Consider the following 13921-nt stretch of genomic DNA (forward strand, 5'->3'; position numbering starts at 1 on the left):
ATTGATCCCATGCTATTGATCCGGTTCAGGGAACCCGGCATCCCGTACTTTGATAAAATAATCCGGCGATCCCAGCTGCCCGCCCTTGAGGGCCAATTCCAGACCGTCAAGGCCGGCGTCATCCGAATATACCCTGCACAGCGGAGCCCCGGGGGACACGTCCCATATCATCTCCAGCCCGTAGGCGCCCATTTCGCTGGTGACAAAACCGGAGGTATCTCCTCCAGCGACGACAATCCGGCGGAGCCTGGCTTGATCCATGACCCGCTTCGTTAACTTCCCGAGGCTTCTGCCGATAAACTCGCCCGCTTCCGCTCCGATCAGTCCCATGGCCTTCAACCGCGTTCGCGTCTCACCGATCGCTTCATCCTCCGGGCCAAGCGCCGTATAGAGCACCACGCTTTGTCCCTCGGCGAGAATGTCTACAGCTTGCTGAACAAGTTCCGACTGGGCAGTATCATGGGTATCCTCGATCACGTCTGGCGTAATGCGAATGCCGCGGAACCCTGCGGCTATCGCCCGCTCAATCTGAAGCCGACTGACCGGCGAGGCACTCCCGGACACCACCAGAATCGTATCGGTAGGCCGGACCGGCGCTTTGGCCGTGCTATCCTCCAGCGAAGGGGAAGCAAGTCCAAGCTCATCCCAATGGGCGGCCAAGGCGTATTCGACGCCGGACGAACCGACAACGAATGCCCCCGCCCCTTCCGGCTTGTCCTGAATCAGCTGCCCGCAACGCTTGAGCCTGTCCTCATCCAGCGCATCGAACAGCAGAATTCCCGGCTTCTCTCCCAGTTTATCACGATAACGGCCAAGAACCGCATCCTGGTCTCCATCCAATTCGACAATATCCATCAAAGCAATGGTATCGGCCGTCTGCGCCGCCAGATGAAGACGCAGATCCGCCTCATGCATCGGCGTGGAAGGATGCTGCGACATGACGGGATGCCGGTCCAAGCGGTACACCGTATCCTGCATTTTCGCAAAATGCTGGCCGAACAGCGTATAGCGTCCTAAGCGGGGGGCTCCGACCAGCAGCGGAACCGTAACCTGATCGGGAAAATAGTCTCTTGCCACCCCAATTGCGCAGCCGATACTGCCAACCTCCGGTGAAGAATCGAAGGTGGAGCATGTCTTATAGTGAACGAGCGGCGCACCGCTCATGGACAGCTTCTCAAACACCGGCCGGAGCTCGGTCTCCATATCCTCAGGGGATTTGGCTCTGCTGGTACCCGCTACCCCTATGCAGCGCAGGCCTACAAACTTCTTAAGCCGATCAAGCGAAGGAGCTTCCAAAAACAGCACCGTGCGGTAACCGCTTCGGGCCAGCGCCTCCATCGCATCCGTCGAGCCCGTGAAATCATCGCCATAGAAAGCAAGCAGCAGCTCATTGTGGTTCATGCGTGTCCCTCCTGAATCTATGATAGATCTATCATAGATCTATTTGAGACTTATTGTATGTGCAGCGCTTTCAAATGTCAACTGTCTTATCGATTTGAAGTGAGATATGTCATTGCGAAACCCGCCATGGAATGACCTCGCATTCCTCAACATATTAGCCAAGCGCTGGCTCATAAACTTAATGGATAGCAGTTTAACCGGATAGGTTACGTAAAAACCATATGGAGGGAGATGCAGATTGATGGAGGATCAGAACCGGAACAGAGGAACTCATGACCGCATACCACAGCCGATACGCAGCGACGGAGCAGGCGGGCCGGACTATGGCCCTCGGGATGTGATGAGGGATATCGAGAATCCCGACATGCTTGTGCCACCGGCAACGGATGCGGGCTTGATGCCCAATCTGAAAATGTCGTTCTCCGACACGCATATGCAGTTGAATCATGGCGGCTGGTCGCGGGAGATTACCGTACGGGACCTGCCGGTTGCCACCACGCTGGCGGGCGTCAATATGAGCCTCACGCCCGGCGGCGTTCGGGAGCTTCATTGGCATCAGCAGGCCGAGTGGGCCTATATGATCTGGGGCAGCGCAAGAATTACGGCAATGGATGCAAGCGGTAGAAATTTCATCGCGGATGTGGGGCCCGGCGATCTGTGGTATTTTCCTGCCGGTCTCCCCCACTCGATCCAGGGACTCGAGGAAGGCTGTGAATTCCTGCTGGTTTTTGACGACGGCCACTTCTCGGACCTGAACACCTTATCGATCTCCGACTGGTTTGCCCATACGCCAAAGGATGTGCTGTCCGCCAACTTCGGCGTTCCGGAGAACGCTTTTGACCATATCCCGAAGGAACAGGTTTATATTTTTCAGGATCAGGTGCCAGGTTCGCTCGAAAGCCAGAAGGTCCAATCCCCTTACGGAACAGTGCCGCTAAGTTTCAAGCACCGGCTGCTGGCGCAAGAACCGATCATAACCCCCGGCGGAAGCGTAAGAATCGTGGATTCCAGCAATTTTCCGATCTCCAAAACCGTTGCAGCCGCGCTCGTTGAGATCAAACCGGGCGCCATGAGGGAGCTTCATTGGCATCCGAATCAGGATGAATGGCAGTATTACCTGGCCGGACAAGGACGCATGACCGTGTTTGCCGGCAATGGAGCGGCGCGGACCTTTGATTACAGAGCCGGTGATGTGGGATATGTCCCCTTTGCCTTCGGCCACTACATACAGAACACGGGCACGGAATCCTTATGGTTTCTGGAAATGTTCAGAAGCGACCGGTTCGAGGATGTTTCCCTGAATCAATGGATGGCCTTGACCCCTCGGGACCTGGTCCAGGATAACCTGAGAGTTGGAACCGAAGTCACCGATGCTTTGCGCAAGGAAAAGTGGCCTGTCGTGAAATATCCGGGATATTCGTATTACCCGAGGTAAGTTCTAGCCTCCCCCTTTGATCGAGGACATTGCCTGTTCGATTAAACGTCATGCAGACCGGCCAAGAGGATTTTATTCCAGGGCCGTCTGCCTTTTCCGTCATGCGGACATTTGACTTTTCTTTCCTCCTGCCATATAGTTCATTAATGAAACTATTTCATACGTGAACTATTTGAAAGGAGAACTATTGTTGAACGACAAGGCAAAGCAATGGATCGACCGATATGTGGATGTCTACCTGCTGGTCACCCGGCGGATTAACGCCCAGATTCGGGAACATCTCGGTGAAGATCTGACCAATGACCAGTTTCAGGTTGTGCGCATTATCAACAGCATGGATCACTGTACTTCATCCCATCTGGCGGAAACGCTTGCCGTCGGCAAGAGCTCGATTACCGCTATCGTCAATCGTCTCGTGGATGCCGGCATTATTGACAGAACCCGGGACGAAGCAGATCGCAGGCTGGTTTATCTGACTTTAACGGAATACGGACATACGATTTTTGAATCTGCCCAGGAGCAGATGAGGGAGATCATCTCCCCTTACCTGCAGCATTTTGAAGAAAAAGATATCGAAATGTTTATCTCGATGTTCGAGAAACTGGGGCAATTGATGTTGGAATCAGGGGGGAGAAAGAATTGAAAGCCATACTGAAAGCAAGATGGGCCATTATCGTGCTGTGGCTGGCAGCCGCAGTCGTGCTGTTTTTGTTCGCGCCATCCATGTCGGACTTGGTGCGGGAGAAAGGGCAATTATCCGTACCGGACGGTTACACCTCTTCACGCGCTGCTGAAATTCTCAAGGAAGCCTCCGGCGGCGAGGGCGGGGAAACCCTTCACCAGGTTGCGCTCGTCTTCAATAAACCCGATGGGTTAAGCGAAACGGATAAGGAGAGCATACGGGAGGGCGTTCAAGCTTTAAATGACAAAAAAGAAAGCCTCCATATCGATTCCATCAATGAACCGTTCACGCAAACGGAGCTGGAAGACACACTGATTGCCAAAGACGGCAAGACCATCATGGTCGCGCTTCAGGTCAGCGGAGGCCAGGAAGCGGTGAAAGAGCTGCCCGAGAAGGTCGATCAGGTGCTCGAAGGCGTTCAAGCGGATCATTACCTGACAAGCGAAGGACTCATTAATGAAGATACCATCGTCAGCTCGGAGGAAGGCCTGAAGAAAACGGAATATATTACAGTCGTCTTTATTCTCCTCATACTATTCGTTGTATTCCGTTCCTTCGTCGCACCGTTCGTGCCGCTGTTGACCGTAGGGCTCAGTTATATCGTGTCGCAGTCGGTTGTCTCTTTTCTCGTGGACCAGTTCAACTTCCCGATATCGACCTTTACCCAGATCTTTATGGTGGCCGTCATGTTCGGTATCGGGACCGACTACTGCATCCTGCTGATCAGCCGGTTTAAGGAAGAACTCACCACGTCGGAGGATACCAAGACGGCGATCATCGAGACTTACCGAAAAGCCGGCGGCACCGTGCTTTATTCCGGGCTTGCCGTATTTGTCGGCTTTGCAGCTATCGGGTTATCCAAATTCATTCTGTACAAATCCGCGGTTGCGGTTGCGATCGGCATCGCCGTTATGCTTCTTGCATTGGTTACAGTCGTGCCGTTCTTCATGGCGGTCCTTGGGAAGAAACTCTTCTGGCCGTCACGCGGCAAGCTGGAGCATAGCGAAAATAAGCTTTGGGGAGCGGCAGGTTCCTTCTCTCTTAAGCGTCCTTGGGCTGCGCTGCTTGTCGTAGCTGTTATCGTGGCCCCTTTCCTGGCTACGTACAGCGGCAAGCTGTCGTTTAACAGCCTGGAGGAAATCGGGCCAAGTTACGCTTCGGTTAAGGGCTTTAACATTATTTCGGACAGCTTCGGTCCCGGACAATCGCTGCCATCCACCATCGTGATCAAGAACGATGACCGGATGGATACGGCGGAATACATGGGACTCGCGGAAAAAATCAGCCGTGAAGTGGAAAAGGTGGATGGCGTGTCCAGCGTACGCGGGCTCTCCCGTCCAACCGGTGAGCAAATCAACGATTTCCTCATTCCAACTCAAGTCAAAACGTTAAATGAAGGATTGGGAGAGTCCCAAGACGGACTGACCCAGATTCAGAATGGACTATCCGAAGCAGGCAAGCAGCTCAGCGAGAATACGCCGAAGCTGAATGAAGCCGCAGCGGGAGCCAAAGAGCTGACTAAGGGAACCGCCGACCTCAAGGACGGCATCACGGAGCTTGGCCAAGGCCTCAGCGCCATTCAAAAAGGAATCCAGAGCGGCAGCGCAGGTGCAGGCGAACTCAAAACCGGACTTGCGCAGGCTGCGAAAAGCGCGAAAGAGTTAGCTGCAGCCCATGCCCAGCTTCTCCAAGGTTATAAACAGCTTGATACCGGATTAACAGCTCTTGACGGCGGCGTTGCCGGACTTAAAGAGCAGCTGGGCGGTGTTGCGGCCGCACTGAGCGGACTTGAAGGCTCCTTCACGGGATTGGAGAGCAGCCATCCGGAACTCGTTCAGGATACCGACTACCAAACCATTAAAGGTACCGTTACCCAAACGGCCGCAGGCACAGCCGAGCTGGCAGCAGGGTTAGGACAAATCTCCGAGCAGCTTAAAGGCGCGTCTGCAGGATTATCGGAAGCCAATGCCGGCTACGCTAAGGCAGCTGCCGGGCAAACGGCGCTTGCCGACGGTCTTCAGCAGCTCGTGGCCGGTATCGCCGAGCTTCAATCCGGCCTTTCGCAGGCAGCTAATGGGCAAGGACAGATCGTGAGCCAAATTCCTTCCATTACGGGCGGTCTGGACCAGCTGCAGGGCGGCCAAAAGCAGCTTGCCGACGGCTTTGGCGACCTAACCGGCCAGATCGGAGAGCTGACGGAAGGACTGAATTCCAGTGCGGACGGATTGAAACAAATTACGGACGGACTGCATTCCGCTCAGGATTATCTGCAGCAGATCCAGGACGTTCAGGATGAAGAGCTCAGCGGGTTCTTCATTCCGCAGGAAGCCCTTGAGAATGAAGAATTCCAGACGGTATTCGATACCTATCTCAGCGATGACCGCAAAGTGATGACGCTGGATGTGGTTCTGGCAACCAATCCGTACAGCGAAGAAGCGCTGGGCAGCGTCGAACAGATACAAGCGGCGGTGGATCGCGCAGTAAACGACACGAAATTGGAGAACGCCGAGGTTGCCATCAGCGGCATTACCAGCACGAACAACGATTTGCAGAACATATCGAATGAAGATTACTCGCGAACCGTAATTCTCATGCTGAGCGGAATCTTCATTATCCTGGTCGTGCTGCTGCGCTCCATCGTGATGCCGATCTATCTGATTGTCTCACTGCTCATCACGTACTTTACGGCTGTCGGCGTTACGGAGATGATCTTCGTTCACGGCTTCGGGTATTCCGGCATTACCTGGGCTACTCCGTTCTTCAGCTTTGTCATGCTGATCGCGCTTGGAGTGGATTATAGCATCTTCCTAATGGCGCGCTTTAACGAAAACAAGTCCTGGAATGTTCAGGATGCCATTCTGCATGCCATGCGCAACATGGGTACGGTCATCCTGTCTGCGGTGGTCATCCTTGGCGGTACCTTTGCGGCGATGTACCCGTCCGGCGTACTGTCCATGATGCAGATCGCAACGGTTGTCCTGGTTGGACTTGTGCTCTATGCACTCCTGTTCCTGCCATTCTTCGTACCGGTGATGGTCCGTATCTTTGGCCGGGCCAACTGGTGGCCGTTCACTCCCAAGGAGCAGGACGCAAAGGGCAGTCCATCCGGGCATGACGTAGGAATGTAGCCATTATAAAGAATGACCCAAATCTAATCATGATCACAATAACCGCCTTTTTCCTGATTCATGACAGGTAAAAGGCGGTTATTTTCTACCCGATTTCATTAAAGGTAAACGGAACGCTTGTCCGTCATTACTTGGGGCTACTACCAAAGAACCGAGCGAATGCTTTTTATTGGGGAATAGCTATACGATCGTCACATTTTCTCGTATATTAAGAAGAAGAATTCTCGGATCTTAAACCATACCAAACCTAAAAGGGAACGTGAACCGTGCCAACACGATCTGCAAACCATACCTATCGCATTCAAATTAAAAAGATTCTTCAGTATATATTGGCAGTTGCTGTTTTTCTGTCCGTGCTCCTCAGCATTCGGTGGTATTGGATCGAGACCTTCGTTCCTCCCCACCATCCGAAAGCCTCCCAAGGGGTGCTCGACTTACGCAGCTGGGACCTCATTCATTCCAAGTCCATAACATTGGATGGAGAATGGGAGTTCTATCCTGACATGCTTGCCACAAAACAAGAGCTGGAGCAAACCAATCCGCAGCATCGCTATGTGCAGGTTCCGGGAAATTGGCGGGGGAGCCAAACGAAGGAATCCGGATCTGCCTATGGTACCGGAACCTATCGGCTTCGTATTCTGGTCGATCCATCCTTAACCGCTCCCCTATCGTTCTGGATCCAACAGATTCAGGCTTCGGCGAGCGTCGAGATAAACGGCCTTAAGATGGGAGAGATGGGCAGGACCGGAGAAGACGGCAAAGACACCTATTCACCGGCTCGAAGTCCCTTCGTTGTCGATTATATGCCCGCTCCTGCTGATCAAGAAATTGACTTGATCATTCGAGTTACCAACTTTGAGAATCCGTTCGCCGGCGGAATTGTAAATTCCATCAAGCTGGGATCCAGCCAAGCCATCCATGATGAACGCGGACTTTCCATCGACCTTCAGCTCATTACATTCGTTGTGCTCATCCTTCACGGACTGTATTCCTGCATCTTGTTCTTATTCAATCCGCGGGAATGGACACTTCTTGATTTTTTTCTGCTGCTTCTCACCGCATCCGTCACGATTGTAGTGTCAGATGACGATTTACTGCTGAAATGGCTGCCCATCAATTACGCTTGGGATCTTAAAATCTCCATCTTGTCTTATTCTTGGCTATCTTTTTTCATATTGAAAATGACCAGAAGTTTCACCTTGAAGACCCGCAGCCGATGGTTTACCGCTTATGGCGTTTCCCTGCTTCTATATTCCGGATTTATTGCAATCGCGCCTGCTTCGCTTGTTTTCTGGACGGTGGAGTATAAAGTTTTTACCGTTTTTTATATACTGCCAATCATCATCTCGATCTATATGTTCGGGAGAATGGTGGCAGCAAGCAGGAAGGACGCGATCTTTCTGCTCTTGGCAGCCAGTGGTGTTTTCTCCAGTGTTATTTGGGGAGCACTCATTAAATATCAGGAACTTCCAAAAGTGTATTACCCCGTTGATGTCATCGCGGCCATCATCGGTTTCTCTGCCTATTGGTTTAAGCGTTATTTCCGCAACGTCGATAAAATCAGCAAGCTCAACCGCGAATTGCAGAAAGCGGACAAAATGAAAGACCGGTTTCTGGCCCAGACGTCACATGAGCTGCGAACGCCGCTGCACGGGATCATGAATATCGCCCAGAGTGTCTCGGACAGGGAACAGCATAATATGAACAATCGAAGTGCGGAGGATATGCAGCTCCTTGTTAAGGTTGGACGCCAGATGTCGCATTTGCTGAATGATCTACTCGACGCCGTAAGGCTGAGGGAAAAGCGAATCGTACTGCATGCCGAGCCGCTATCTCTTCCCTCTATCGTAAATGGCGTTATCGATATCCTGAAGTATTTGCTGGAAGGAAAAGCCGTGCAGTTGAAAATGAATATCGACACATCCGAAGCCCTCCCTCCAGTTATGGCTGATGAAAAGAGGCTTGTGCAAATCCTCATGAATTTATTGCATAATGCCATCAAACATACCGAGGAAGGAAGCATTGCCGTAACGGCCAACGCCAAGAACGGACAAATGTTCATCGAGGTAACGGATACGGGAACGGGAATGGATCAGGAAACACAGCAGCGGGTATTTCTGCCCTACGAACAAGGCGATCCCGGATACGGCGACACCAACGGCATAGGTTTGGGCCTTAGCATCAGCAGAGAATTGGTCGAGCTTCATGGCGGCTGGATGACGGTTCACTCCGAAATCGGAAGGGGTTCAACGTTTACCTTCACGCTTCCTTTGGCTGATTCGACTGACGTAGAGATGTCCCCCGATATATCGGCCGTTCGGTTCGAGGCTTATGAAGAAATGGCGGCAAGCCGGAACGACCTGAATGACCAGCCGCTCCAAACCGCAGAAGTCCCGTCAGCGGAAGAGCAGTTGAACATCCTAGCCGTTGACGATAACCTTGTAAATTTGCGAGTGCTTGCGAGTATATTGATGTCTGAACCTTACCACCTGCAATTAACAACTTCGGCCGGAGAAGCGCTGGAATTGCTCGGAACGAGGTCATGGGATTTGGTAATCGCTGATGTCATGATGCCGCAGATTTCCGGTTACGAGCTGACACGGAAGATAAGAGAGCGTTATTCCTCTTCCGAGCTCCCTGTGCTTCTGCTGACGGCGCGAAGTGAGCCCTCCGACATGTATGCGGGGTTTCGGGCCGGTGCCAACGATTATGTCACGAAACCAGTGGATCCGATGGAGCTTAAATACCGTATCCAGTCATTGATTACGCTAAAGCAGTCCGTGAACGAGCGTCTGCGTATGGAAGCTGCCTATCTGCAAGCGCAAATCCACCCGCATTTTTTGTTCAACACCTTGAATTCAATCCACGCTTTGAGTGAAATTGATGTGGAACGAATGCGAAAACTTAACGAGGCTTTTAGTTCATACCTGCAAATCAGCTTTCAATATCAAAACTCCGGCAAATTTGTCTCACTATCGGAAGAACTCGAACTTGTACGCGCATATTTGTATGTTGAGAAGGAGCGACATGGCAACAGGCTCCATGTCAGATGGAACGTGGATCAGAATATGAACCTCCTGCTTCCTCCCTTAACGATTCAGCCTCTGGTCGAGAATGCGGTACAGCACGGTATTATGAAAATAGCCAATGGCGGAACCGTACAAATTCGTATTGAACGTCAGCAATTTTCCACGCTGATTGTGGTCAAGGATGACGGCATGGGAATGAGCAGAGAAAAAGTACAGGAGTTGCTGGATGCTCCGCGAGAGGACAAAAAAGGAATCGGCCTCTACAACACGAATCGCAGGTTGATTCAGACGTATGGGAGCGGTCTTACCATTCAAAGCGAGGTCCATGAAGGGACAAGCGTGTCTTTTGTCATCCCGGATTCGGAGGAATAGCGTCTCTTAACAGAAAAAGGAGGGCATCCCGCCAGATCTAAGATCTTTGGATACCTCCTTTTTTAAAACATACTTGCGAATTCGATTGCCGAGTGTGGCTTTTTCCTTCTGCCATTAACTTATTACTCATCGCCGCAAACCGAAGATGCTTCAGTCTAGTAGCTCACGATACAACTCCGATATAAAATCCGTCATACCCCTTACTTCCCACCGTTTGAATTGCCGTGCCGGAAATGGCGGAGTGGGCGGAGAGCATATCCATGAATTTGCGGATACCGTGCACCCGGGGGTCTGTGCTGTGATGATCGATAACTTCTCCATCCCGGATCACATTATCGCTAATCATGACGGTGCCCGGCCGTGAGAACTGTAACGCCCACTTCAAATAATTGGGATTGTTGGGTTTATCGGCATCGATGAAGATCAGATCGAACGGCTCCACCTTCTCCTCGGCCAACTGCTCCAGCTGTTTCAGGGCATCGCCTACCCGGATTTCCACTCTATCCTCCAGTCCGGCCAATGCCACGTTGGATTTGGCAACCTCGGCATGATGCGGATCAAGCTCCAGTGAAATCAGCTGCCCGCCATCCCCAATCGCCCTAGCCATCCAGATCGTACTGTAACCTCCCAGTGTACCGATCTCCAAAATTCGTTTGGCTCCCTTGATCTGTACGATGACGTTCAGCAGCTTACCTTGAGCCTTGGATACATCAATTTCCGGCAATCCGGCCTCCCGATTTGCAGCTAACACCTTCTCCAGCACCTCATCATAAGGAATCAAATGTTCTGTGAGGTAATCGTCCACTTTTTCCCAAGTTGCAGCTGCAGCTTCCTTCTTTTTCATATCCGTTTCCTCCCTTATTCTCCATTTGGATCTTACAAAATCATTGTATGTGATTTATTGTTATAGATATAATATATATTTAAGCAACTTACATAACTTGAATATATGAATGGATAGGAGTGCGCTTCTCATGAATTTACACGCATTACGGCTCTTTCACGTCATCGCCACAACGGGTAGTGTTACCCGTGCTGCCGAATTGTTAAATATAAGCCAACCCGCCATAACAGCCCAGGTAAAAAAATTCGAGAAGGAACTCTCCCTTACGCTGTTCAAACCACAAGGCAGGGGCATCGGGTTGACGGAGGCCGGTGCCGAGCTCGTCCCGCTTGCCAAAAGACTCTTCTCTGTCGAGCAGCAGATTGAACAATTCTGTCTGGATTATCGCAGCGGTTCGAGGGGACAAATCCGGATGGCGGCAACTTATCTTCCTTCCCATTTTCTCCTGCCGGCCTGGCTGGCGAAATACAAGCAGCGGTACGAAGAAGTAGAAATGAGCATAACCACCACGAATTCTAGCGATGCGCTTAAGCAGCTGTTACATATGGATGTCGATCTTGCGATATACGGCGGACTGCCAGAGGAATCTCCGAATACGATACGGACCGAGGAGCTGTTCCGGGATGAGTTATGGTTTGTCGTATCCCCCGATCACCGTTACGCCAATCAGCGCATCTCCCTGGATGAGATGATGAGAGAGCCTTTTGTTATGCGGGAGGAAGGCAGTTCAACGCGGGAGCGGTTATTTGCCTTATGTCGTACCCATAGCGCGCCTTCCCCGCGGATCACGCTGCAATTCAATGGTCTGCACGAAGCGATCACGGCCGTCATTGCCGGATACGGCGCAAACTTTGTATCCTCACTTGTCGTGCGGGAGTATGTGGAGCGCGGCGAACTGAGCCGGGTCTATGTCGATGGAATCGAGCTGCAAAATATCATTGCGGTCTGCACCCGCAAGCATGAATCGTTATCCGCTGCCGCCATGAACTTCGTGGATATGATCCGGAATCAGTCATAAGTTACCGTTACATTTCCCCTATACATATTGCCTGCCGGGCTTCTCGTATTCTGATGTGCCGTAATTCCAAAAGGGCTGTCCCCCCAAGATCCAGGATCTTTCGGGACAGCCCCCTTTTTTTGTCTACTCTTCTAAGCTTGATTCGTACATTCGCCGAACGCGTTACCCTTTAATGGAGCCGATCATGACGCCTTTCTCGAAATATTTTTGCATGAACGGATAAATGAGCAGAATCGGAAGCGTCGATACGATAATGACCCCGTACTTGATCTGATCGGCATAGCGCTGGGCATACCCTCCTGCATCCCCGCCTGTTCCTGCACCGCTCGAGAACACCTGGTTCGACAGCAGAATATCCCGCAGAACGATTTGCAGCGGCTGGAGCTTCGTGTCCCGGATGTAGATCAGCGCGGTGAAGAAGTCATTCCAATGCCCCACCAAATAATAGAGTCCGATGACGGATACCAAGGCTTTGGACAGCGGCAGTGCCACCTTGAAGAAAAAGGTGAAATGGGAGCAGCCGTCCATGACGGCCGCCTCATGCAGCTCCTGCGGCAGCGAGTTCTCAAAAAAGGTCCGCGCAATGATCAAATAGAACACATTCACGGAGAAGGGGAGTATAAACACCCAGATCGTGTTGGTCAGGCCAAGCCCCTTCATCAACAAATAGGTAGGAATCAGCCCGCCGTTAAAAAACATCGTGATCACGAAAATAAACATGATGATCCGTCTGGCGCGAAATTCCTTTCTCGACAGCACATAAGCCGCCGGAAGCGTAAACAGCATGTTAACCAAGGTGCCGAATACCGTGTAAAACAGCGTATTTCGGTACCCCGTCCAAATCCGCATATCCTTGAAAATCTCCTGGTAACCGAAAAAGCTGATGTTTTTAGGGATAAACATAACCTTCCCCGTAGAGACGAGTGTTGAGTCGCTGAACGAAGCAATGATGATAAAGTACAGCGGATAGGCGATCATCAAAAAAATCAAACCGCACAGAAAACCCAATGTGACCTTAAACGCTATCTCCTTGCCGTTGATGCGCGTTCTGGTAAGTTCATGTTCCACAACCGTTTCTCCTTCCCCGATCATTAGAATAGGCTCGTTTCCGACATTCTCTTCGAGATCGTGTTCATCGCATACAAGAATACGAAATTGATGAGCGTGTTAAACAAACCGATGGCCGAAGCCAAGCTGAATTGATTGGAGATGATCCCGATTTTATAGACGTAGGTGGCAATGACCTCCGAGACGGGAAGGTTCAGCGAATTCTGCATCAGGAATATTTTCTCGAAGCCGGTCCCGAGGATATTCCCCATGCTGAGAATAAACAGGATGATGATGGTGGGTATGAGGGCGGGAATGTCGACATACCGGATCGTCTGCCATCGGCTGGCCCCATCGATTTTGGCAGCATCATACAGCTGGGGATCCACGGTGGACAAGGCTGCAAGATAGATAATGCTGTTCCAGCCGCAATGCTGCCATATGTCAGAGAGCACATACACCGGGATAAAAGTCGAGGTGGAGGCTAACAAATTGATATGTCCCAGCCCCACCGCCTTCATAAAGTGACCGACAACTCCGGTTTCGGAGGATAGCAGCACATTCAGCATGCCGACCAGCACGATAATGGATATGAAATGAGGCAGGTATACGGTGGTCTGCATCAGCTGCTTCATTTTTTTTCTGCGGATCTGGTTAAGGATGAGAGCTAATATAATCGGAGCCGGAAAGCCGAGCACGATCGTGGCCAGACTGATCAGAAACGTGTTTCGCATCAAATCCGTGAACAGGTAACTGTCGATGAATTGTTGAAAGTAGGCGAGCCCTCGCCACTCTCCGCCGGTCAGGCCTTGGCTGAAATCGTAATCCCGAAACGCAAGCTGGATGCCGTACATCGGGACATAGTTAAACAAGAGAATAACGGCAATCGCCGGAAAAATCATAATCCACAGCTGATAATCTCGTCTGAAGGTGTTCTGTCTTTTACGGAATTCCATATCCTCCCT

General features: G+C 51.4%; 9 protein-coding genes. 5 read left to right on the plus strand and 4 right to left on the minus strand.

The window, feature by feature from the left end:
• Nucleotides 1–12 precede the first annotated feature (12 nt).
• A complete protein-coding gene (locus tag OHJ21_RS16085; protein ID WP_100538587.1) occupies nt 13–1401 on the minus strand; it encodes a four-carbon acid sugar kinase family protein in 1389 nt (462 codons plus the stop codon).
• Nucleotides 1402–1642: 241 nt separating this feature from the next.
• Here OHJ21_RS16085 and OHJ21_RS16090 point away from each other — a divergent pair, with 241 nt between their 5' ends.
• The 4 genes from OHJ21_RS16090 (at nt 1643) to OHJ21_RS16105 (ending at nt 10047) form a co-directional block, all read left to right on the plus strand.
• Entirely contained in the window at nt 1643–2836 is a 1194-nt protein-coding gene (locus tag OHJ21_RS16090) for an oxalate decarboxylase family bicupin (RefSeq protein WP_165789678.1), read from the plus strand.
• Between the two features lie 190 nt (nt 2837–3026).
• Nucleotides 3027–3479, plus strand: a complete 453-nt coding sequence (locus OHJ21_RS16095) for a MarR family winged helix-turn-helix transcriptional regulator (protein ID WP_100538589.1) — start codon at nt 3027–3029, stop codon at nt 3477–3479.
• On the plus strand, nt 3476–6646 hold the full coding sequence (locus tag OHJ21_RS16100; RefSeq protein ID WP_100538590.1) for an MMPL family transporter: 3171 nt from the start codon (nt 3476–3478) through the stop codon (nt 6644–6646). Before OHJ21_RS16095 ends, OHJ21_RS16100 begins: the two co-directional genes overlap by 4 nt.
• A gap of 329 nt (nt 6647–6975) precedes the next feature.
• Nucleotides 6976–10047 carry a hybrid sensor histidine kinase/response regulator gene (locus OHJ21_RS16105; protein ID WP_486020529.1) on the plus strand — a complete coding sequence of 1024 codons (3072 nt, stop codon included), beginning with the start codon at nt 6976–6978 and terminating at the stop codon, nt 10045–10047.
• A gap of 163 nt (nt 10048–10210) precedes the next feature.
• Here the strand turns inward: OHJ21_RS16105 and OHJ21_RS16110 are convergent, their stop codons facing one another.
• Entirely contained in the window at nt 10211–10891 is a 681-nt protein-coding gene (locus OHJ21_RS16110) for an O-methyltransferase (protein WP_100538592.1), read from the minus strand.
• A 130-nt stretch (nt 10892–11021) separates the two neighbouring features.
• On the opposite strand from OHJ21_RS16110, the gene OHJ21_RS16115 reads away from it, so the two are divergent.
• A complete protein-coding gene (locus OHJ21_RS16115) occupies nt 11022–11909 on the plus strand; it encodes a LysR family transcriptional regulator (protein ID WP_100538593.1) in 888 nt (295 codons plus the stop codon).
• Nucleotides 11910–12071: 162 nt separating this feature from the next.
• On the opposite strand, the gene OHJ21_RS16120 is transcribed toward OHJ21_RS16115, so the two are convergent.
• Together OHJ21_RS16120 and OHJ21_RS16125 are read right to left on the minus strand one after the other, a co-directional pair.
• Nucleotides 12072–13001 carry a carbohydrate ABC transporter permease gene (locus tag OHJ21_RS16120; RefSeq protein ID WP_486020530.1) on the minus strand — a complete coding sequence of 310 codons (930 nt, stop codon included), beginning with the start codon at nt 12999–13001 and terminating at the stop codon, nt 12072–12074.
• Nucleotides 13001–13912 carry an ABC transporter permease gene (locus OHJ21_RS16125; protein WP_100538595.1) on the minus strand — a complete coding sequence of 304 codons (912 nt, stop codon included), beginning with the start codon at nt 13910–13912 and terminating at the stop codon, nt 13001–13003. Before OHJ21_RS16125 ends, OHJ21_RS16120 begins: the two co-directional genes overlap by 1 nt.
• Nucleotides 13913–13921: the final 9 nt, after the last annotated feature.

The sequence above is a fragment of the Virgibacillus sp. LDC1 genome, assembly GCF_025792345.1.
GTDB lineage: Bacteria > Bacillota > Bacilli > Paenibacillales > Paenibacillaceae > Paenibacillus_AQ > Paenibacillus_AQ lautus.

Bases quoted from the DNA above. Each gene is read 5' to 3' on its own strand.
- OHJ21_RS16085 (WP_100538587.1), bottom strand. From the start codon at position 1,401: ATGAACCACAATGAGCTGCTGCTTGCTTTCTATGGCGATGATTTCACG.
- OHJ21_RS16090 (WP_165789678.1), top strand. From the start codon at position 1,643: ATGGAGGATCAGAACCGGAACAGAGGAACTCATGACCGCATACCACAG.
- OHJ21_RS16110 (WP_100538592.1), bottom strand. From the start codon at position 10,891: ATGAAAAAGAAGGAAGCTGCAGCTGCAACTTGGGAAAAAGTGGACGAT.
- OHJ21_RS16115 (WP_100538593.1), top strand. From the start codon at position 11,022: ATGAATTTACACGCATTACGGCTCTTTCACGTCATCGCCACAACGGGT.
- OHJ21_RS16120 (WP_486020530.1), bottom strand. From the start codon at position 13,001: ATGATCGGGGAAGGAGAAACGGTTGTGGAACATGAACTTACCAGAACG.
- OHJ21_RS16125 (WP_100538595.1), bottom strand. From the start codon at position 13,912: ATGGAATTCCGTAAAAGACAGAACACCTTCAGACGAGATTATCAGCTG.